This is a genomic window from Massilia sp. 05N420, from assembly GCF_056397205.1.
Genome location: NZ_JBFTMX010000019.1, coordinates 37,641 through 58,892 on the forward strand (window position 1 = coordinate 37,641; position 21,252 = coordinate 58,892).

At 66.6% G+C, this 21,252-nt stretch carries 19 protein-coding genes and 1 pseudogene; 15 read left to right on the forward strand and 5 right to left on the reverse strand.

Translation table 11 applies throughout. The features are described from left to right. Positions 1 to 2: 2 nt before the first annotated feature. Together AC1DIX_RS14965 and AC1DIX_RS14970 are read right to left on the reverse strand one after the other, a co-directional pair. Positions 3 to 764 carry a carboxymuconolactone decarboxylase family protein gene (locus tag AC1DIX_RS14965; RefSeq protein ID WP_477325347.1) on the reverse strand — a complete coding sequence of 254 codons (762 nt, stop codon included), beginning with the start codon at positions 762 to 764 and terminating at the stop codon, positions 3 to 5. A gap of 90 nt (positions 765 to 854) precedes the next feature. Next, entirely contained in the window at positions 855 to 1,751 is an 897-nt protein-coding gene (locus AC1DIX_RS14970) for a LysR family transcriptional regulator (protein WP_477253195.1), read from the reverse strand. 198 nt (positions 1,752 to 1,949) lie between these two features. On the opposite strand from AC1DIX_RS14970, the gene AC1DIX_RS14975 reads away from it, so the two are divergent. The 8 genes from AC1DIX_RS14975 to AC1DIX_RS15010 all read left to right on the forward strand — a co-directional run bounded on the left by AC1DIX_RS14975 (position 1,950) and on the right by AC1DIX_RS15010 (position 12,390). Continuing rightward, on the forward strand, positions 1,950 to 3,773 hold the full coding sequence (locus AC1DIX_RS14975; RefSeq protein WP_442123594.1) for a DEAD/DEAH box helicase: 1,824 nt from the start codon (positions 1,950 to 1,952) through the stop codon (positions 3,771 to 3,773). Between the two features lie 197 nt (positions 3,774 to 3,970). Next, positions 3,971 to 5,293: an MFS transporter gene (locus AC1DIX_RS14980; protein WP_442123593.1), complete on the forward strand. Its 1,323-nt coding sequence runs from the start codon at positions 3,971 to 3,973 to the stop codon at positions 5,291 to 5,293. 76 nt (positions 5,294 to 5,369) lie between these two features. Next, a complete protein-coding gene (locus AC1DIX_RS14985) occupies positions 5,370 to 7,001 on the forward strand; it encodes an alpha-D-glucose phosphate-specific phosphoglucomutase (protein WP_477325349.1) in 1,632 nt (543 codons plus the stop codon). 27 nt (positions 7,002 to 7,028) lie between these two features. Then, positions 7,029 to 8,711: an alpha-amylase family glycosyl hydrolase gene (locus tag AC1DIX_RS14990; RefSeq protein WP_477325351.1), complete on the forward strand. Its 1,683-nt coding sequence runs from the start codon at positions 7,029 to 7,031 to the stop codon at positions 8,709 to 8,711. Between the two features lie 99 nt (positions 8,712 to 8,810). Further along, positions 8,811 to 9,500, forward strand: coding sequence for a hypothetical protein (locus AC1DIX_RS14995; RefSeq protein ID WP_477325353.1), 690 nt, complete (start codon positions 8,811 to 8,813; stop codon positions 9,498 to 9,500). An 86-nt stretch (positions 9,501 to 9,586) separates the two neighbouring features. Continuing rightward, entirely contained in the window at positions 9,587 to 10,666 is a 1,080-nt protein-coding gene (locus tag AC1DIX_RS15000; RefSeq protein ID WP_477325355.1) for a DUF5694 domain-containing protein, read from the forward strand. 51 nt (positions 10,667 to 10,717) lie between these two features. Beyond that, positions 10,718 to 11,719, forward strand: a complete 1,002-nt coding sequence (locus tag AC1DIX_RS15005; protein ID WP_477325357.1) for an alpha/beta fold hydrolase — start codon at positions 10,718 to 10,720, stop codon at positions 11,717 to 11,719. An 11-nt stretch (positions 11,720 to 11,730) separates the two neighbouring features. After that, positions 11,731 to 12,390, forward strand: coding sequence for a cupin domain-containing protein (locus tag AC1DIX_RS15010; protein ID WP_477325358.1), 660 nt, complete (start codon positions 11,731 to 11,733; stop codon positions 12,388 to 12,390). On the opposite strand, the gene AC1DIX_RS15015 is transcribed toward AC1DIX_RS15010, so the two are convergent. Then, entirely contained in the window at positions 12,326 to 13,270 is a 945-nt protein-coding gene (locus AC1DIX_RS15015; RefSeq protein ID WP_442123586.1) for a LysR family transcriptional regulator, read from the reverse strand. The genes AC1DIX_RS15010 and AC1DIX_RS15015 overlap by 65 nt on opposite strands. A 94-nt stretch (positions 13,271 to 13,364) precedes the next feature. On the opposite strand from AC1DIX_RS15015, the gene AC1DIX_RS15020 reads away from it, so the two are divergent. From AC1DIX_RS15020 to AC1DIX_RS15035, 4 genes and pseudogenes are all read left to right on the forward strand, one after another. Further along, positions 13,365 to 14,342, forward strand: coding sequence for an aldo/keto reductase (locus tag AC1DIX_RS15020; RefSeq protein ID WP_477325360.1), 978 nt, complete (start codon positions 13,365 to 13,367; stop codon positions 14,340 to 14,342). Between the two features lie 14 nt (positions 14,343 to 14,356). Next, on the forward strand, positions 14,357 to 15,208 hold the full coding sequence (locus AC1DIX_RS15025; RefSeq protein ID WP_442123584.1) for an aldo/keto reductase: 852 nt from the start codon (positions 14,357 to 14,359) through the stop codon (positions 15,206 to 15,208). A 13-nt stretch (positions 15,209 to 15,221) separates the two neighbouring features. Further along, the gene (locus AC1DIX_RS15030) at positions 15,222 to 15,398 is read left to right on the forward strand and encodes a hypothetical protein (protein WP_477325362.1); all 177 of its coding nucleotides are present in this window, start codon (positions 15,222 to 15,224) and stop codon (positions 15,396 to 15,398) included. Next, a pseudogene (locus AC1DIX_RS15035) lies at positions 15,314 to 15,559 on the forward strand (SDR family oxidoreductase); the annotation flags it as partial. The gene AC1DIX_RS15030 and the pseudogene AC1DIX_RS15035, both read left to right, overlap by 85 nt. Positions 15,560 to 15,578: 19 nt before the next feature. On the opposite strand, the gene AC1DIX_RS15040 reads toward AC1DIX_RS15035, so the two are convergent. Beyond that, positions 15,579 to 16,796 carry a YeeE/YedE family protein gene (locus tag AC1DIX_RS15040; protein WP_477325364.1) on the reverse strand — a complete coding sequence of 406 codons (1,218 nt, stop codon included), beginning with the start codon at positions 16,794 to 16,796 and terminating at the stop codon, positions 15,579 to 15,581. Positions 16,797 to 16,942: 146 nt separating this feature from the next. Here AC1DIX_RS15040 and AC1DIX_RS15045 point away from each other — a divergent pair, with 146 nt between their 5' ends. After that, positions 16,943 to 17,965, forward strand: coding sequence for an acyl-CoA dehydrogenase (locus tag AC1DIX_RS15045; protein WP_477325366.1), 1,023 nt, complete (start codon positions 16,943 to 16,945; stop codon positions 17,963 to 17,965). Here the strand turns inward: AC1DIX_RS15045 and AC1DIX_RS15050 are convergent. Further along, positions 17,962 to 18,855, reverse strand: coding sequence for a LysR family transcriptional regulator (locus AC1DIX_RS15050; RefSeq protein ID WP_477325368.1), 894 nt, complete (start codon positions 18,853 to 18,855; stop codon positions 17,962 to 17,964). The genes AC1DIX_RS15045 and AC1DIX_RS15050 overlap by 4 nt on opposite strands. 128 nt (positions 18,856 to 18,983) lie before the next feature. Here AC1DIX_RS15050 and AC1DIX_RS15055 point away from each other — a divergent pair, with 128 nt between their 5' ends. Then, positions 18,984 to 20,033: an NAD(P)-dependent alcohol dehydrogenase gene (locus AC1DIX_RS15055; protein ID WP_477325370.1), complete on the forward strand. Its 1,050-nt coding sequence runs from the start codon at positions 18,984 to 18,986 to the stop codon at positions 20,031 to 20,033. Between the two features lie 10 nt (positions 20,034 to 20,043). Further along, positions 20,044 to 21,240, forward strand: a complete 1,197-nt coding sequence (locus tag AC1DIX_RS15060) for an MFS transporter (RefSeq protein ID WP_477325372.1) — start codon at positions 20,044 to 20,046, stop codon at positions 21,238 to 21,240. The last annotated feature ends 12 nt before the right edge of the window (positions 21,241 to 21,252 follow it).

Sequence of the window (21,252 nt, forward strand, 5' to 3'; positions counted from 1 at the left end):
GATCATTCCTTTCGTTTTGCGAAGACGTCCTTGAAGACCGGCATGGCCGAGAACACGTTCGGCCAGCCGGCGTAGAAGGCGAGCTGGGTCAGCGCCTCGGCGGCCTGTTGTTCGGTGAGGCCGTTGTCCATCGCGCGGTTGAGGTGGTAGGTGACCTGGGCGACCTGGCCGTTGGCGACCAGCGCGCTGACGGTGACCAGGCTGCGGTCGCGCGGCGCCAGGCCGGGACGCAGCCACAAGTCGCGGAACAGGGCTTCGGTCGTGTACTGCACGACACCCGGCGCCACCTTGCCGAAGTTTTCCTCGACGCCCCTGGCGCGCGCCGCCTCCGCCTTTTCGTCGAGCGGCAGCGGTGCAGGCCTGGCCGGCGGCAGCTGGGCCATGTCGATCTTCCGCTCCGCGAACACGGCGCGGGCGGCGGCATCGGCGGCGGTGGCGTTGGCCCAGCCCGAATAAAAGGCCAGGTGGGCGATCAGTTCGGCGATCTCGCCCGGCTCGAGGCCGCTGTCGAGCGCGCGGTTCAGGTAGAAGGGCAGTTCGTGGGCCTGGTTCTTCGCGACCAGCACCGACAGGGTGACGATGCTGCGGTCGCGCCCCGACAGGCCGGGGCGCCGCCACAGGTCGCCGAGTAGCAGGTGCCGGGTATAGTGGTCGAGTGCGGGTGTCATCGTGGATTTCTCCTTCTTGATCGGCGCGGCATGCCCGTCGGGCTGCATGAGGGCGCAGCAGAGCAGGGCGGCCAGGGCGATGCTGTTTGCCGTCATGAGCGGCTCCTGGCTGAAAATGCCACTATAGCCAGCGCCGACTCATGAGAGTAGTCGCTACTTATTCAATAGCGATATGAAGAAATTTCACTAATCCGCCCGATAACGCAGTGCGTCGACCACCAGCGCAAAGGCCGGCGACGCTTGCCGCCGGCTCGGATAGTAGAGGTGGTAGCCGGGATAGGTGGGACACCAGTCTTCCAGCACGCGCACCAGGCGGCCGGCGGCGACGTGTTCGAGCACCATGTCGTCCGGCAGCGTGGCCAGGCCGGCGCCGTCCAGCGCCGCCTGCAGCTTCTGCGGCGTGGTATTGAAGATGGCCTGGCCCTCGACCTGCACCTGCAGCGGCTTGCCGTCCCTGGTGAATTCCCACGGCGCCAGCCCGCCATGGGTCGCCAGGCGAAGGTTGATGCAGTTGTGGCGGGTCAGGTCCTGCGGCGTTTGCGGCAGCGGCCGTCCGGCCAGGTAGGCGGGACTGGCAACCACGGCCCGCTTCATGTCCGGCGAGATGCGAACGGCGATCATGTCCTTGGCCACCTGGTCACCTAGGCGCACGCCGGCATCGAAGCGCTCGGCGACGATGTCGATCAGGCCGTAGTTGATGCTGATCTCGACCCTGAGGTCCGGATAATCGGCGAGGACCTTCGACAGCTTCGGCCACAGGATGGTGCCGGCCGCGTGGTCGTGGGTGGTGATGCGGATGGTGCCGGCCGGCTTGCCGCGCGCATCGCCCAGCGCCGCCAGCCCGGCTTCGATGCCCTCGTAGTGCGGCTCCAGCGAGGCGTACAGCTTTTCGCCGGCCTCGGTCGGGGACACGCCGCGGGTGGTGCGGGTCAGCAGGCGCACGCCGAGTTTCGATTCCAGCGCGCGGATCGTGTGGCTGAGCGCCGACTGCGACACGCCCAGCTGGGCCGCGGCGCGCGTGAAGCTGCGCTCGCGGGCGACGAGGATGAAGGCTTGCAGGTGGTTGAAATCGGGACGGGACATGGCAGCTAGGGTGGACGGCTAGATCGCGAAGAGATGAATTATCGTAAAGCATCTGCCGTCCACGCGTGGGCGGCGCGAACGTTGTTGCGGGGCGCACTTCGGCGAAAAAGCCGCCCACCCGACGTAAATAATCGCGCTTCGCAAGCCATGAAAGAGTAAACTGCAGGTTTGCCTTCGATTTTTAAGAGAATTTCCTACATGCATGAAACCCCGCTCCCGACGTTTGCCGACCTGAACCTTCCCGCGCCCGTCCTCAAGGCGCTGAAGGACGTCGGCTACGAAACGCCGTCGCCGATCCAGGCCGCCACCATTCCCCTCCTGATGGAAGGCCGCGACGTGCTGGGACAGGCCCAGACCGGCACCGGCAAGACCGCCGCCTTCGCGCTGCCGGTCCTGTCGCGTATCGACGTCAAGAACCCCGCCGTGCAGGCGCTGGTGCTGGCGCCCACGCGCGAACTGGCGATCCAGGTGGCCGAAGCCTTCCAGAGCTACGCCACGCACATGAAAAACTTCCACGTGCTGCCGATCTACGGCGGCCAGGCCTACGGTCCGCAGCTGTCGGCGCTGCGCCGCGGCGCGCAAGTCGTGGTCGGTACGCCGGGCCGCGTCATCGACCACCTGGACAAAGGCACGCTCGACCTGTCCCAGCTGACCACCCTGGTGTTGGACGAGGCCGACGAGATGCTGCGCATGGGCTTCATCGACGACGTCGAGCGCATCCTGCAGGAGACGCCGGAGTCGCGCCAGACCGCGCTGTTCTCGGCCACCATGCCGCCGCAGATCAAGCGCATCGCCAACACTTATCTGAACGAGCCGAAGGAAGTGACGGTGGCCGCCAAGACCACCACCGCGGTCAACATCACCCAGCGCTACTGGCTGGTGGCCGGCCTGCAGAAGCTGGAGGCGCTGACCCGCATCCTGGAAGCCGAGCCCTTCGACGGCATGATCATCTTCGCCCGCACCAAGCTCGGGACCGAGGAGCTGGCCTCCAAGCTGCAGGCGCGCGGCTTCGCGGCCGCCGCCATCAACGGCGACCTGGCCCAGCAGCAGCGCGAGCGCACCATCGAGCAGCTCAAGAACGGCAAGATCGACATCCTGGTCGCCACCGACGTCGCCGCGCGCGGCCTGGACGTCGAGCGCATCACCCACGTGATCAACTACGACGTGCCGTCCGATCCGGAAAGCTACACCCACCGCATCGGCCGCACCGGCCGCGCCGGCCGCAGCGGCGACGCCATCCTCTTCATCACGCCGCGCGAGCGCGGCCTGCTGAAGGCGATCGAGCGCGCCACCCGCCAGCCGGTCGCCCCGCTGACCCTGCCGACCATCAAGGCCGTCAACGAAGTCCGCATCGCCAAGTTCAAGGACCAGATCGGCGAGGCCCTGGCCGCCGGTGGCCTGGAGATCTTCCGCCAGCTGATCGAAGACTACGAGCGCGAGCAGAACGTGCCGGCGATCGACATCGCCGCCGCCCTGGCCAAGCTGAACCGCGGCGACGAGCCGCTGCTGCTTGAGAAGCCGGACCGCGAGCCGAAGCCGGAGTGGAAGGAGCGCGAGCCGCGCCCGGAATGGCGCGAAGATACGCGTCCGGCCCGCGCCGGCCGTGAAAGCTTCGGCCGCGAAAACTTCGGCAACGACGAGCGCCCCGCGCGCCCGACGCGCGAAGGCTTCGCCCAGCCGCGCGAGAGCTTCAAGAAGGAGCGCGTGATGCGCGCGCCGGAACCGGGCATGGCGACCTACCGTATCGAAGTCGGCCACGCGAACAGCGTCAAGCCGGGCAATATCGTCGGCGCGATCGCCAACGAAGGCGGCATCCCGTCGAAGGAAATCGGCCGCATCGAGATCTACGACGACTACTCGACCCTCGACATGCCGGCCGACCTGCCGCAGGACCTGCTGCAGCACCTGCAGAAGGTGTGGGTGGCGGGCCGCCAGCTGAACATCACGCGTGACGGCGAGGAGCCGATCAAGGCGGCGCCGAAGAAGAAGTTTGGCGAGAAGAAGCCGTACAAGAAGGGCTGAGTTACCAGTCATTCCCGCGAAAGYGGGAATGACGTTTACACCTTGCTGGTCCGTTTTACACTTCAGTAGTCTGTTGTTTGACTACAAAATCACCCCGCCATCCTAGGTGTTGTCCTGATTGACACTCAACAATCCCCATGTTACTTTGCTACATGGAGGTAGTTCGGCACGAGTCCGGGCACCGTTAGGGGACACAGATGGAAATGCACACTCATTCGCTCAAGCCGCGCCTGTCGTTCTGGCAGTTGTGGAACATGAGCTTCGGCTTCTTCGGCATCCAGTTCGGCTTCGCCCTGCAGAACGCCAATACCAGCCGGATCTTCTCGACCCTTGGCGCTTCGCCCGACGACCTGGCGCTGTTCTGGCTCGCCGCTCCCGTCACGGGCCTGCTGGTGCAGCCGGTGATCGGCTACCTCAGCGACAATACCTGGCACCCGACCTGGGGCCGCCGCCGTCCCTTCTTCTTCATCGGTGCCATCCTTGCCGCGATCGCCCTGTTCCTGATGCCGAATTCCGCCGCCGTCTGGATGGCGGTGGCCGTGCTGTGGATGATGGATGCCGCGATCAACGTGTCGATGGAGCCCTTCCGCGCCTTCGTCGGCGACAAGCTCGATCCGTCCCAGCAGACCGCCGGCTTCGCGATGCAGACCTTCTTCATCGGCTGCGGCGCGGTGATCGCTTCGCTGCTGCCGCAGATTTTCGCGCATTACGGCGTCTCGAACGTCCCGCTGAACGGCGCGATTCCGGATACGGTGAAGTACTCCTTCTACGTCGGCGGCGCCGTGTTCCTGGCAGCCGTCAGCTGGACCGTGTTCACCGCCACCGAACTGCCGCCGCCCGACCTGGACAGCTTCAAGGTCCAGCGCCAGCACGCGCGCAGCTTCGGCGTGGCCCTGCGCGAGATCGTCGGCGGCTTCAGCCAGATGCCGAAGACCATGGTGCAGCTGGCCTTCGTCCAGTTCTTCACCTGGATCGCGCTGTTCGCGATGTGGATCTACACCGGTACCGCGATTGCCGACAACGTCTACGGCACCGTCGACGCGCAATCGGTGGCCTACCAGGACGCCGGCAACTACGTCGGCGTGATGTTCGCGGTGTACAACGGCGTGTCGGCGCTGGCCGCCTTCCTGCTGCCGGTGCTGGCGCGCGCCACCAGCCGCAAGACCTGCCACACGATCTGCCTGGCGCTCGGCGGCCTGTCGCTGGCCAGCATCTTCTTCATCCACGACAAGCAGGCCCTGATGCTGCCGATGATCGGCGTCGGCATCGCCTGGGCCAGCATCCTGACCATGCCGTATGCGATCCTGGCCGGCGCGCTGCCCGCCAACCGCATGGGCTACTACATGGGCCTGTTCAACTTCTTCGTCGTGATCCCGCAGATCGTCAGCGGCCTGCTGCTCGGCTTCTTTACCAAGCACTTCTTCGGCGGCCACACGGTGCTGACCCTGGTGCTGGGCGGCGCCTGCATGGTGCTGGCGGCCGTATTGACGATGTTTGTGACGGATCAGGCCGAGAAGTAAGCCTGCGCCATCATTTCGGCTCCTGTCCTATCATGAAGGTTTGACAACAAACCAAGCATCGATACAGGAGCACGAGATGACGATTCAGACAGTAGCGACCTCGCCGTTCTCCGGACAGCGTCCCGGCACCTCGGGTCTGCGCAAGAAGGTGACCGAGTTCCAGCAGCCCGGCTACCTCGAAAACTTCGTCGAGGCGATCTTCCTGACCCTGGGCGACTGCAGCGGCCGCACCCTCGTGCTCGGGGGCGACGGCCGTTATTTCAACCGCGACGCGATCCAGACCATCCTGCGCATGGCCGCCGCACACAAGATGGCGAAAGTGCTGGTCGGACGCGGCGGCATCCTCTCCACCCCGGCGGTGAGCTGCGTGATCCGCAAGCGCRGCGCCTTTGGCGGCATCGTGCTGTCGGCCAGCCACAATCCGGGCGGCCCGGACGGCGACTTCGGCATCAAGTACAACATCGAGAACGGCGGCCCGGCCCCCGAAAAGATCACCGAGGCGATCTTCGCGCATACCCAGGCCTTGAAGGAATACCGCATCAGCGACGCCGATCCGGTCGATCTCGACCGGATCGGTGCCAGCCGCCTCGAAGAGATGGAAGTCGAGGTCATCGACCCGGTCGCCGACTACGCCGAATTGATGAGCCGCCTGTTCGACTTCGACGCCATCCGCGCGCTGTTCCGGAGCGGCTTCACGATGCGCTTCGACGGCATGAGCGCGGTCTCCGGCCCCTACGCGAAAGCCATCATCGAAGGCATGCTCGGCGCACCCGCGGGCACCGTCATCAACGCCGAGCCGCGCGAGGACTTCGGCGGCCACCATCCGGACCCGAAYCCGGTCAACGCGGCCGAGCTGGTGGCGCTGATGAACGGCCCCGACGCTCCCGACTTCGGCGCCGCCTCGGACGGCGACGGCGACCGCAACATGATCGTCGGCAGGAACCTGGCGGTGGCGCCCTCGGACAGCCTGGCCATCATCGCCGCCAACGCCACCCTGGCGCCGGGCTACCGCGACGGCTTGAAAGGCATCGCGCGCTCGATGCCGACGTCAACGGCGGCCGACCGCGTGGCCGAAGCGTTGGGCATCGCCTGCTTCGAGACCCCGACCGGCTGGAAGTACTTCGGCAACCTGCTCGACGCCAATCTCGCCACCCTGTGCGGCGAGGAGAGCTACGGCACCGGCTCGAACCACATCCGCGAAAAGGATGGCGTGTGGGCCGTGCTGTTCTGGCTGAACCTGATCGCCGCGACCGGCAAGCCGGTCAACCGGATCGTGCAGGAACACTGGGCCCGCTTCGGCCGCAACTATTATTCGCGCCACGACTACGAAGCCGTCGATGCGGCCGCCGCCGACCGCATGATGGTCGACCTGCGGGCCGGGCTGGAATCGCTGGCCGGCCAGGTCTTCGGGAATTTTCGCGTCTCGCAGGCCGACGACTTCGTCTACACCGACCCGGTCGACCAATCGGTCGCCACGCGCCAGGGCATCCGCATCATCATGACCGATGGATCGCGCATCGTGCTGCGCCTGTCCGGCACCGGCACCGAGGGCGCGACCGTGCGCGTCTACCTCGAGCGCTACGAGGCGGACCCAAGGCGACATGATCTCGATACCCAGGACGCGCTGGCGCCCTTGATTGCGATTGCGGAGCAGGTGTCGGAGCTGAAGCAGCGTACTGGGCGTAACGAACCAAGTGTTATCACATGATCCGTAATTAACCATAAAGGACCCTGAATGAAATTCTCCGCCCTTGCCGTCTCCCTGCTGCTCGCCTTCGGCTCCGCGTCCGCCGCTCCGGACCTGTCGCCCATGAAAGGCAAGCCCTTTACCTGGGAGAACGCGACCGTCTACTTCCTGCTGACGGACCGCTTCAACAACGGCAACCCGGCCAACGACCACGCCTATGGCCGCAAGGACGACGCGGCCGTCGCCCGCGGCTTCATGGGCGGCGACCTGGCCGGCGTGACGCAGAAGATCAAGGAGGGGTATTTCGACGACCTGGGCGTGGACGCGATCTGGATCACGCCGCCGGTCGAGCAGATCCACGCCGGCACCGACGAGGGCACCGGCAAGTCCTACGGCTTCCACGGCTACTGGGCGCGCGACTTCACCAGCCTCGACGCCAACCTCGGGACTGAGAAAGACATGCACGAGCTGGTGGATGCCGCCCACGCGCGCGGCATCCGCGTGCTGCTGGACGTGGTGATGAACCACACCGGCCCCGTCACCGCGGAAGATCCGGCATGGCCAGCCGAGTGGGTGCGTACGTCTCCGACCTGCACCTACAAGGACATGGCGACCACGGTCAGCTGCACCCTGGTGAAGAACCTGCCGGACTTCCGCACCGAGAGCAACGAGAAGGTCGACGTGCCGCCGGCGCTGGTGGCCAAGTGGAAGCAGGAAGGCCGCTACGAGCGCGAAACCAGGGAACTGGACGACTTCTTCAAGCGCACCGGCTATCCGCGTGCGCCGCGCTACTACCTGATGAAATGGCATGCCGACTGGGTGCGCAAGTACGGCTTCGACGGCTTCCGCGCGGACACCGTCAAGCACACCGAGCCCGGCGTGTGGAAGGACCTGAAGAAGGTCGCGGGCGCCGCCTACGAGGACTGGAAGCGCACCCCGGCCGGGAAGCAGGCGGTGGCGAAGCTCGGCAACCTGCCGTTCTTCATGACGGCCGAGACCTATGGCTACTCGATCAAGGCCGGCCGCGAGTTCAGCTACGACGGCGGCACCAGGGTCGACTATTACGACAATGGCTTCGACAGCATGATCAACTTCAGCATGGCGCGCGACGCGGCCGGCGGCTACGAACAGCTGTTCTCCGGCTATTCGGCGGCGCTGAACGGCCCGCTGAAGGGTGTGTCGGTGCTGAACTACCTGGATTCCCACGACGACGGCCATCCTTTCGACGCCATGCGCGAACACCCGATGGAAGCGGCCAACAAGCTGCTGCTGGCGCCGGGCGCGGCCCAGATCTATTACGGCGACGAGACCGCGCGCGTGCTCAAGATCGAGGGCGCGGAAGGCGACGCCAACCTGCGCTCCTTCATGAACTGGGACCAGCTGAAGAACAACAGCCGCGTCGGCCTGTTCGGCGTGGCCGAAGTGCGCGATCACTGGGCGCGCCTGGGCCGCTTCCGCCACGCGCATCCGGCGGTGGGCGGGGGCGTGCACCAGATGCTGCAGTCCAGCCCCTACGTCTTCAAGCGCACGTATGAAAAGAATGGCGTGAGCGACCGCGTGGTGGTGGCGCTCGGGCTGCCGCAGGACCGCCCGGTGGCGATTCCGGTGGCCGGCGTGTTCTCGGACGGCCAGACGGTGCGCGACTGGTACACCGGCAAGTCCGCCATGGTCTCGGGCGGCAAGGTGAAGTTCGAGCTGGCGGCGCCGGTGGCGCTGATCGCGCTGGACTGATCCGCGCTTCGATCCTCGTATTCGCAGTTGGGGGCACAAAAGCGGCGCTTCGTTCCGCCGTTCTTGTGCCCCCTTGCCGTTTTCCCTACCTTGGGATGCATGACGATCCCACACTTGCTGAACATCCTCGTCCACGTCCTGGCCGGCAGCGCCGCCATCGTCCTCGGCATGTATGTGCTGTGGAAGCCGAAGGACGCAATCCTGCACCGCCGGCGCGGGCGCGTGTTCGTGCTGCTTACCGCGGTGGTCTGCCTGAGCGCCGCGATCGGCAATGCGGTGTTCCGCTTCCTGCCCCTGTTCGCGGTGCTGACCGTGCTGGTGTCCTACCAGCTGCTGAGCGGCTGGCACGTCATCTACACGCGCGGCGCCGGCCCGGACAGGCTCGATGCCGGCCTGCTGCTGGGCGCCGCCGCGCTCACCGCCATGCTGGTGCGCCGCCTGTTCGCCGATGGCGCCATGGTGGGCGCGTCGGCATCGGTCCTGTATTCGACCCTGGCGGCGGTGGCGATGCTGCTGGCTTACGATGCGGCGCGCTGGCTGTTCCCGAAGCGCTGGCATGCCAGGCTGTGGCGCTACGAGCATATCTACAAGATCCTCGGCTGCCTGTTCGGGATGCTCTCGGCGGCCGTCGGCAATACGGTCAGGGTAGGGCAGCCCTGGTCCCAGCTGGCGCCGACCGCGATCGGCCTGGCCGTGGTGGCGGTGTGCTGGGTAAGGACCCATCGCGAACAGCGCCGTATCGACGTGCTCTCCGATCCGGCTTTTCGACAGGCTGGACTGCGAAAATAGCATTCTGTCCTCATCGCCGTTGAGCTCCTTCTCTCTTCTCTCTACATTGACCGGCTACGACAACACCGTTCGAAAGGGGGAAGAGGATGGGCAAGTGGACCAAGTGGGGCTGGGGACTCGTCGCGGCGGTGCCGCTCGCAGTGCCTCTGACTGTGCAGGCGCAGTCGCCGATCGACCTGACGGCGCTCGACCGCGACATGACCGGAGCGCGCGCCCAGGTACTGGTGCTGGGCACCGTACACCTGCGCACCATGCCGAAGAGCTTCGACCCGAAAGCGCTGGACGGTGTGCTGGACAAGCTCGCGGCGTTCAGGCCCGAGATCATCACCGTCGAGAACGAGCCCGGCGAGGAATGCGACCTCGCGCTGCGCCATCCCGCCAAATACGGCGCCGGCTATTGCGACGCGCCCGAGGCGGCAAGAAAGGCCACCGGTCTGGACATCCCCGCCGCGCTTGCCGAGATCGCGAAGACGCTCAAGGCCTGGCCGGCGCAGCCGTCGCCGCCCACGCCGGCCCAGCGGCGCCACCTGGCCGCGTTGTTCCTGGCGGCGCACGAACCCGTCTCCGCTTATGTGCAGTGGCTGCGCCTGCCCGAGGCCGAGCGCCGCGGCGGCGACGGCCTCGACGCCGCGCTGGTCGAGCAGCTGGCGCAGATCGGCAAGCGCAACAACGAGAGCTACCAGATCGCCGCGCGCCTGGCCGCGCGCCTAAGCCTGGAGCGCGTCCACGCGGTGGACAACCATACCGGCGACAACATCGACGTGGCGGACGTCAAGGCCTACGTCAAGGCGCTCGAAGCCGCTTGGGCCTCCGACCGCGCGGAGCTGAACGCGCTCGAGAAACGCGAGGACGTCCTCAAGCAGGCGCCCGACCTGCTGCCGCTGTACCGTTCGGTCAACGACCCGAACAATCTGCGGATCCTTGCCGAGAACAACGTCGTTCCGTCGATGCGTTCACAATCGCCGGAAGGCTATCCGCGCATGTTCGTCGGCGGCTGGGAAGTGCGCAACCTGCGCATGGTCGCCAACATCCGCGAGACCTTCCGCGAACGCCCGGCTGCGCGCGTGCTGACCATCGTCGGCGCTTCGCACAAGCCCTGGTTCGACAGCTGGCTGGGCCAGCTGCAGGGCGTCGATATCGTCGATGCGGAAGCGGTGCTGAAGTGATTGCGCGGATAGGCTAGACTCGCAGGCATCGCAATCCGCCGAGGAAGCACGATGCCTGTCCATGTCGGTTCCACCGCACTGCTGTTGAGCCTCGTCCTGGGCGCCGCGCGGGCCGCCGAACCCGCCTACGGCCCCGAGCTCGAGGGCTTCGACTATCCCTACCCGGTGCAGCAGTACCGTTTCACCTCGCAAGGCCTACCGATGCACATGGCCTATATGGACGTGAAGCCGGCCACGCCGAACGGCCGCACCGTGGTTCTCCTGCACGGCAAGAACTTCTGCGCGGCCACCTGGCAAGCGTCGATCGAGGCCTTGAGCAAGGCCGGCTACCGCGTGGTGGCGCCGGACCAGATCGGCTTCTGCAAGTCGACCAAGCCCGAGCATTACCAGTACAGCTTCCAGCAACTGGCCGCCAACACGCATGCGCTGCTGGAAGCGATCGGCGTCAAGAAGGCGACCGTCATGGGCCACTCCACCGGCGGCATGCTGGCGGTGCGCTACGGCCTGCTGTATCCGGACCAGACCGAGCAGCTGGTGCTGGCCAATCCGATCGGCCTCGAGGACTGGAAGGCGCTGGGCGTGCCTTCGCTGGGCGTCGACAAATGGTACGAGCGCGAGCTGGGTCAGAACGCCGACAAGATCCGCAACTACGAGAAATCGACCTATTACGTGAACCAGTGGAAGCCCGGGTACGAGCCCTGGGTGCAGATGCTGGCCGGGATGGTCCGCGGGCCGGGCAAACAACTGGTGGCCTGGAACTCGGCCCTGCTGTACGACATGATCTACACCCAGCCGGTGGTCTACGAGTTCCCGCTCTTGACCATGCCGGTGCTGCTGCTGATCGGGACCAGGGACAACACCGCCATCGGCAAGGATGCCGCCCCGGCCGAGCTGCGGCCCAGGCTCGGCAATTATGCGGAGCTGGGCAAGCGCACCGCGAAAGCGATCCCGCATGCGACCCTGGTCGAGTTCGAGAACATGGGCCATGCGCCGCAGATGCAGGATCCGGCGGCCTTCCATACGGCCCTGCTGAAGGGCCTGGCGGGCAAGTAAGGAGAAACCTCATGTTCGTCAACGCAGACTTTTCACGGCGCGTCATCGTCGAACCCGGCCAGTACGAATGGGTCGCGTCGCCGCAGGCGGGCGTCGAGCGGATGATGCTGGACCGGATCGGCGAGGAGAAAGCCCGCGCCACCAGCATCGTGCGCTATGCCCCGGATTCGCGCTTCCCGCCGCATGCGCATCCGGGCGGGGAAGAGATCCTGGTCCTGTCGGGCACCTTCTCCGACGAGACCGGGGACTTCCCGGCCGGCTGGTATCTGCGCAATCCGCCAGGGACTTCCCACCAGCCCTCCAGTGCCGAGGGCGCGCTCATCTTCGTCAAGCTGCGGCAGATGATGCCGGATGACGAACGGCGCGTGCGCATCGATACGCGCGATTCCGCCGCCTGGCGGCGTGAAGGCGACAGGATGGTCTGTCCGCTGTTCTCGAGTCCTGCCGAGCAGGTATGCCTGCAGCGCCTGGAAGCGGGGCAGGTGGTCTTGAACGGGGTCGTTGGAGGCGCCGAACTGCTGGTGCTCGACGGCGAGATCGCCGATCGCGAGCGGCGTTATGGGCCAGGCAGCTGGATCCGCCTGCCTGCCGGCGAACAGGGTGACCTCATCGCCGGCCGGCAGGGAGTGAGCTTCTATTTGAAGACCGGACACCTGGCAAAGCCGGCGTGAAACGCAGGGCATCGACGACGAGGGCAAACGCGGACGACGGCTGGCGGCGACTCGGATAATAGAGGTGGTAGCCGGGGAAGACGGCGCACCAGTCCTCGAGCACCCGCACCAGCCTGCCGTCGGCGACATGGGTCTGCACGCTGTCTTCCAGCATGAAGGCCAGTCCCATGCCGCCCAGGACTGCCTGCAGCACCTGCGGAAAACCGTTCAGGATGAGCTGCCCTTCGACACGCACGTTCAGTTCGCGTGTCCCCTTCTTGAAATCCCAGGGCAGCAGGCCGCCGTGGGTGGGCAGGCGCACGTTGATGCATCTGTGATCGGTCAGGTCCTGCGGCTTCGTGGGGGCAGGATGCCCGGCGAGGTAGGCGGCGGAGGCGACCACCGCCATCCTGGCGTCGGGTCCGATGGGCACGGCGATCATGTCCTTTGCCAGGTGCTCGCCCAGGCGCACGCCGGCATCGAAACGCTGCTCGACGATGTCGATCATCCGGTAGTCGGTGTTGATTTCGAGTTCGATATCCGGATAGCTGGCCAGCAGCGGCATCAGCTTCGGCAGCAGGATCGTATCGGCGGCATGTTCCGATGCGGTGATGCGGATCGAGCCGGCGGGCTTGTCGCGCAGTTCGCTGAGTGCGGCAAGGTCGTCCTCGATGCCGTCCAGCCGCGGCCCCACCGTCATCAGCAGCCGTTCTCCGGCCTCGGTCGGCGCCACCTTGCGCGTGGTGCGCGTCAACAGGCGCAATCCCAGCCTCTCTTCCAGCGCCCGGATGGTCTGGCTCAGGGCCGACTGCGACACGCCGAGCTGCGCGGCCGCTTTCGTGAAGCTGCCTTCGCGCGCAACCAGCACGAAAGCCACGAGGTCATCCAGATCCGCCTTCATGATTCATTAGGTGAGCTAATCAAGGCATGCCGATTATACCGTCTTATCAAGCAATGCCTGCCTGGGTACAGTAGTCGGTACAGGAGGAAAAACGATGCAACAACGTGAACTTGGCAAGAGTGGTTTGAAGGTATCCGCAATCGGTCTTGGCTGCATGGGCCTCAGTTATGGCTACGGCCCGGCCGCGGACCGTGACGTGGCAATCGCATTGATCCGCGCCGCGGTCGAGCGCGGTGTCACCTTCTTCGATACGGCCGAAGCCTATGGCGCGAACGAAGAACTGGTCGGCGAAGCGCTGGCGCCGTTCCGCGGCCAGGTCGTGATCGCGACCAAATTCGGATTCCGAAATGGCGATGCGCATGCGGGCCTGGACAGCCGGCCGGAGCGCATCCGTGAAGTGGCGGAGCAGTCCCTCAGGCGCTTGAAGACCGAGCGGATCGATTTGTTTTACCAGCACCGGACCGACCCGAACGTGCCGATCGAAGATGTGGCCGGCGCGGTGCAGGACCTGATCCGCCAGGGCAAGGTCAAGCACTTCGGCCTGTCGGAAGCCGGCCCGCAGACGATCCGCCGCGCCCATGCCGTGCAGCCGGTGACGGCCCTGCAAAGCGAATACTCGATGTGGTGGCGCGAGCCGGAAGCCGAAATTCTGCCGCTGCTGGAAGAGCTGGGCATCGGCTTCGTGCCTTTCAGCCCGCTCGGCAAGGGCTTCCTGACCGGCGCCATCAGCGCGGCGACGCAGTTCGATCCGACCGACTTCCGCAACACCGTGCCACGCTTCAGCCAGGGCGCGCGCGCCGCGAACCAGGCCCTGGTCGATCTGCTCGCACGAATCGCCGGCGAAAGGAACGCGACCCCGGCCCAGATCGCGCTGGCCTGGCTGCTGTCGCGCAAGCCGTGGATTGTCCCGATTCCAGGCACCACCAGGCTGCACCGGCTCGACGAGAACATCGGTGCTGCGCCGCTGCAGCTGGAGGCCGGTGAGTGTCGCGACCTGGACGCGGCGCTGTCGACGATTGCTGTGCAAGGGGCGCGTTATTCCGCCGATCGTCAGGCCCTGGTCGGCAAATGAAAGGAGCAAGGACTATGCAGTATGTAGAGCTTAACAATGGCTTGCAGATGCCGGTAATGGGATTCGGCGTCTTCCAGATTCCCGATCCGAAGGCGTGCGAACGGGCGGTCGTCGATGCGATCGAGACCGGCTATCGCCTGATCGATACCGCAGCTTCCTACATGAACGAAGCGGCGGTCGGGGAGGGTGTGAAGAACGGTGGCGTGGATCGCGAAGAGCTGTTTATCACGAGTAAACTCTGGGTCCAGCACACCGGCTATGAACGCACGAAGGAAGCGATCGGGAATTCGCTGCGGCGGCTGCGGGTGGATTACATCGACCTGTTCCTGATTCATCAGCCGTTTGGCGACGTCCACGGTTCCTGGCGCGCGATGGAAGAGGCATATGGTGCGGGCAAACTGCGCGCCATCGGCGTCAGCAATTTTCATCCGGACCGGCTGATGGATATCATCGCCTTCAACGAGATACCGCCGGCGGTCAACCAGGTCGAAATCAACCCCTTCCATCAGCAGGCCGAGGCCCTGGCTTTCATGCGCGAGCACGGCGTTCAGGCCGAGGCTTGGGCGCCGTTCGCGGAAGGCCGTAACGGGCTCTTCGAGAACGGCGTTCTGATGGCGATCGCCGCCAGGCACGGCAAGACGGTCGGTCAAGTCGTGCTGCGCTGGGTGACCCAGCAAAACGTGGTCGCCCTGGCCAAGACCGTGCGCCGCGAGCGGATGCTTGAAAACCTCGACATCTTCGATTTCACGTTGACCGCTGACGATATGTCTGCGATCGCGGCGCTGGAAACCGGCAGCAGCTGTTTCTTCTCCCACCGCGATCCGGACATCGTGAAGTGGATGAGCGAACGAAAGCTCGACATTTGAAAGGAGCGGCAATATGAAAGAAGTCGTCGTCGTCATCGGCCCGGGATCGATCGGTCAGGCCATCGCCCGCCGCGTCAGCCTGGGCAAGCTCGTGCTGCTGGCCGGACTGGCATCAGCCCGGGGATCATCTTCACGCCGCTGGCGAAGGACGAATTCGCCGGCCCGCGCGGGCCGGGCTACAGGCGCATGATCGAGGTGTCGGCGGCGGGACGTGTCGGTACGCCCGACGAGGTGGCGAACGTCGCGGCCCTGCTGATGGGCCCCGATGGGGGCTTCATCACGGGCAGCGACTTCCTGATGGATGGTGGTGTGACGGCCGCCTGGCGGTACGGCGAGCTGGCGCTGAAGTGAGTAAACGCGCCGCCTGGGCTCAGCAGGCGCTCGGCTTCACCCGCTCGACCTCGAGGCCGAACAGCGGACGCAGGCGGGTGCCGAAGACGTTGCCGGCAAACGCGGCCACCAGCCACAGCCAGCCGTGCAGGCTGCCCGACACGATGCCGCTGAAGTAGGCGCCGATRTTGCAGCCATARGCGAKGCGAGCGCCGTAGCCCAGCAGCAGRCCGCCGACGACGGCCGCGATCAAGGAGCGCAGCGGCAGCTTCCACACCGGCGAGTAGCGGCCGGCCAGCGCGGCCGCCAGCATTGCGCCGAGCACGATGCCGATGTCCATTACCGACGTCACGTCATGCGAGACCGGCGCGGCCAGCGCGGCGGCGTTGGCCTTGGTCGACCAGTAGGCCCAGCTGGCGGTGTCGATGCCGATGCTTGACGCCGCTTTCGCGCCCCACAGCGCGAAGGCCGAGGTCACGCCCCAGGGACGGCCGGACAGCGCCAGCGTGGCGAAGTTGAGCACGACCAGCGCCAGGGCGCCGGCCACCAGTGGCCAGGGGCCGTGCAGCCAGGTGGCGGCGCGGTCCGCCGGCAGCTGCGGAGCGACCAGGCGGCCGTGACGACGCTTCTCGACGACGACGGTGATGGCCGCGATGGCCGCGAACACCAGCCAGTTGAGCAGCAGCGCGGGCGCCAGGCCCAGGGTCTTCACCAGCGAGACCGGCTTGAGCTGGGGCAGCGAAGTCCAGAAGGGCATGTGCGCGGTGGCGATCACGGAGCCGGCGATGAAGGCGACCAGGGTCACGATCATGCGCGTGCTGCCGCCGCCCACCGTGTACAGGGTGCCGGATGCGCAGCCGCCGCCGAGCTGCATGCCGATGCCGAACATGAAGGCGCCGATGACGACGGAGGTGCCGGCCGGCGACACCAGGCCGGTGACGGGATTGCCGAACAGCGTGCCGCTGGCCAGGGCCGGGAAGAACAGCGCGACGCCGACGGCGAGCATCAGCATCTGCGCGCGCAGGCCGGCGCCGCGGCCGTCGGCGATGAACACGCGCCACGACGAGGTGAAGCCGAAGGCCGCGTGATACAGCGAGAGGCCGAGCAACGCGCCGACCACGAACAGCGCGGAAATTTTGGCACTGACCGCCTGCGCGAGATACAGCGCGCCGAGGACGATCAGCAGCAGCGACACGCCGAGCGGCGCCGGATTCATCGCCGCGCGGCGGGGGACAGTCGAAGAAGCTACATTGGACATGGCGGAAAGGTATGGTCCTTGAATTCGTAAGTTCTTATTTTCGCTCGTTTTTTTGTTTTCTGCTGGGAGAGTACCTATCCCGGTGCCGGCGCATGTATGGACCTTGTTTTCGCTTACCATGAATGCAATCTCATATTCGTGGAACCATGGCCGTGCTGGATGAATCGCTTGTCGACTGGATCAGGGAGCGTGCGGAAGCACTCGATACGCGTGCCGATGAAGGGGATGGTTTGCTCGCGCGTTTGGCGCAATCCGGCCTGTTCGCAGCCGGTACGCCGGGCAGCGCCGTGCGCGTGGTCGCGGCGCTCGCCGAACATTCGCTCAGCGCCGCCTTCGTGTTCTGGGCGCAGCGCGCCTTCATGGAATGCCTGCTCGCCAGCCCGAACCGGGAACTGGCCGCACGCCTCATGCCGGACCTGCAACAGGGACGGCTCGCCGGCGCGCCGGGGCTGTCGAATGCGATGAAGTTCCTGGGCGGCCTGGATCGCCTGCGCACGTCCTTCACGACCGGACCCGGGGGCGTGCGCCTGCACGGCGCCGTGCCCTGGGCCAGCAACCTGCGCCGCCAGGGCTTCGTCGCCGCGATCGCGGCCGGGGATGCGCAGGGCTACAATCCCGCCGTGTTCGCCGTGCCGCACGATGCGCAGGGCCTGCGGCGGACGCCGGACCTCGAGCTGCTGGCGCTGCGCGGCACGAATACGGCGGCGCTGCACCTGGACGAGGTGCCGGTCGAAGAGTCCTGGCAACTGCATCCGCAGGCGCGGGTCTTCCTGCCCGCCATCCGTCCGGTCTTCGTCGGGCTCCAGTGCGGACTGGGGCTGGGCCTGGCGCGCGCATCGCTGCGGGCCGCGCGGGATGCGCTCGCCGGCGCGCAGTCCGCCGAGCTGGCGGCACTCGAATCGGCAACGCAGGATCTTGACGCGGCCCTGCTTGCGGGCCTGGACGGGGGCCGCCTGCGCGAACGGCCGCGCGGACTGCTGGAGCTGCGCCTGCGCATGGTCGAGATGGCGGCGGATGCGGTGCGGCTGGAGCTGCAGGCCCTCGGGGGACGCGCCCTGCTGGGCAGCGAAGGCAGGGACTTTGCCCGGCGCTCGCGCGAAGCGGCTTTCCTGAACGTCGTGACGCCCACCGTGGTGCAGCTCAGGAAGGACCTGGCGAAGCTGTGCTAGTCCTTGTAGCGGATCGCCTCGATCACCAGCGCCAGCGCGCGCGAGTTCTGGCGCCGGCTCGGATAGTAGGCGTGCAGGCCCGGGAAGCTCGGGCACCAGTCTTCCATCACGCTTTGCAGGCGTCCGGCGCGCACGTGGACGCCGGCCAGGTCTTCCGGGATGAAGGCCAGGCCGCAGCCGTCGAGCGCCGCATGCAGGATCTGGTAGGCGCTGTTGAAGGTGAGCTGGCCGCGCACCCGCACTTCCATGTCGCGGCCTTCGTGGCGCAGCTCCCAGGCATACAGGCCGCCGCTGCTGGCCAGGCGCAGGTTGATGCAGTTGTGCTTCATGAGGTCCTGGGCCGAGCCTGGCACCGGCCGGTGCGCGAAGTAGGCGGGGGTGCCGACCACCATCATCTTCATGTCCGGCGTCAGGCGCACCGCGATCATGTCCTTGTCGACCTGGTCGCCCCAGCGTACGCCGATGTCGTAGCGTTCGGCGGCGATGTCGACCAGGCGATAGTCCGAACTCATTTCCACGTGCAGGTCGGGATACTGCGGCAGCAGCGGCGCCAGGCGCGGCCACAGCACGCTGTCGACCACGTGGTCGATGGCGGTGATGCGCACCAGGCCGGCCGGCTTGTCGCCCAGGTCGCTGACGGCGGCGATCTCGGCTTCGATCTCTTCCAGCCGCGGTCCCACGTTCTGCAGCAGGCGCTCGCCGGCATCGGTGGGCGAGACGCTGCGCGTGGTGCGGGTCAGCAGGCGCACGCCCAGGCGTTCCTCCAGCCCGCGGATGATGTGGCTGAGCGCCGATTGCGTCATGCCGAGCTTGGCCGCCGCGCGCGTGAAGCTGCGTTCGCGCGCGACGGCAAGGAAGACGAGGATATCGTTGATGTTTTCGCGGGCCATTGATGACAGTTTAGCGTTAATTAGTCATTTGATTCATGAGCTGAATTCATAAGCCCATGCAATTCCGGCACCGTTTTGCGGTTCTGTTTGCTCGTATCATGCGCTCTTTGCGAACGAAAGGAACCAGCATGACTGTGAAAGCCTATGGTGCTTATGCCAGCGACAAGCCGCTGGAATCGATGGACATCACCCGCCGCGCGCCGGGTCCGCACGATGTCCAGATCGACATCGCCTTCTGCGGCGTCTGCCATTCCGACCTGCACACCGTGCGCGCCGAATGGGCCGGTACCCTCTACCCCTGCGTGCCGGGCCACGAGATCGTCGGCCGCGTCTCGAGCGTGGGCGACCACGTACACAAGCACAAGGTCGGCGACCTGGTCGGCGTCGGCTGCATGGTCGACAGCTGCCGGCACTGCGCCGACTGCGACGAAGGCCTGGAGCAGTACTGCGACGGCATGGTCGGCACCTACAACGGCCCGACCCGGGACGCCCCCGGCCATACGCTGGGCGGCTACTCGCAGCAGATCGTCGTGCACGAGCGCTTCGTGCTGAGCGTGAAGCACGCGGAAGACCAGCTGGCCGCCGTCGCGCCGCTGCTGTGCGCCGGCATCACCACGTATTCACCGCTGCGCCACTGGAAGGCCGGCCCCGGCAAGCTGGTTGGCATCGTCGGCATCGGTGGCCTCGGCCACATGGGCATCAAGCTGGCGCGCGCGATGGGCGCCCACGTGGCCGCCTTCACGACCTCGGAATCGAAGCGCAAGGATGCGGAAGCGCTGGGTGCGCACGAAGTGGTCGTGTCCAGGGACCCGGCAGCGATGGCTGCGCGTGCCAAGACGCTCGACCTGATCGTGAATACCGTGGCGGCGCCGCACGACCTCGACGCCTACCTGAACCTGCTGAAGCGCGACGGCACCATGGTGCTGGTCGGCGCGCCGGCCACGCCGCACCCGTCGCCGCAGGTGTTCAACCTGATCACCAAGCGCCGCGCACTGGCCGGCTCGATGATCGGCGGGATCCCGGAAACCCAGGAGATGCTGGACTTCTGTGCCGAGCACGGCATCGTGTCCGACATCGAGATGATTCGCGCGGACGAGATCAACGCCGCCTACGAGCGCATGCTCAAGGGCGACGTCAAGTACCGCTTCGTGATCGACAGCGCGACCCTGTCGGCTTGAGGAGACGGCTATGGACATGCGACTCCCTGCCGCTGCGGCGGAAGTGGAAGACAAGCCGGCGGCATGGGGCGCGGTGTTCGCGATGGCGCTCGGCGCCTTCGTGCTGGTGGCTTCCGAATTCATGCCGGTCAGCCTGCTGACGCCGGTGGCCGCCGACCTGCACATCAGCGAAGGCCAGGCCGGCCAGGCGATCTCGGTGTCCGGCGCGTTTGCGTTGGTGACGAGTTTGTTCATCGCGCCGCTGGCCGGACGGCTGGACCGCAAGGTGCTGCTGCTGGCCCTGACCCTGATGATGATGGTGTCGGGTACGGTGGCCGCCTTCGCGCCCGACTACACGGTCTTCATGGTCGGCCGCGCCTTCATCGGCGTGGCGATCGGCGGCTTCTGGTCGATGTCGGCGGCAACCGCAATGCGGCTGGTGCCGGAGCGCGCGGTGCCGAAGGCGCTGGCGATCGTCAACGGCGGCAACGCACTGGCGACCGTGGTGGCGGCGCCGCTGGGCAGCTTCCTGGGCGGCGTCATCGGCTGGCGCGGCGCCTTCTTCGCCGTGGTGCCGGTGGCCGCCATCGCCTTCGGCTGGAAGTTCTTCAGCCTGCCCAAGATGCATGCCGCGGGCGGGGCAGGGGCGGGCGCCGCCTTCCGGCTGCTGAAGCGTCCGGTGGTGGCGCTGGGGATGGCGGGCACCGCGCTGTTCTTCATGGGGCAGTTCGCGCTCTTCACCTACCTGCGGCCCTTCCTGGAGAACGTGACCCATGCGGGCGTGTCGATGGTCTCGGGCATGCTGCTGATCGTCGGCGTGGCCGGCTTCATCGGCACCACCCTGATCGGCGCGGTGCTGGAAAGGCAGCTGTACCGCACCCTGGTCGTCATCCCGCTTGTCATGGCGGCGATCGGCCTGGCCCTGATGGCCTTCGGTTCCTCGCTGCCCGCCACCGCCGCGCTGCTCGGCCTGTGGGGCCTGGTCGCCACCGCGGCGCCGGTCGGCTGGTGGACCTGGCTGGCGCGCACCCTGCCGCGGGACGCGGAAGCGGGCGGCGGCCTGATCGTGGCGGTGGTGCAGCTGGCGATCGCCTCCGGCGCGACCATCGGCGGCATCCTCTTCGATGCCAGCGGCTACCGGGCCAGCTTCGGCCTGAGCGCGGCGGTGCTGGTGGCGGGCGCGGTGCTGGCCTGGCTGGCGGGAAGGCAGGCCCAGTTGGAGAAGTAAGTCGTGCGCCGC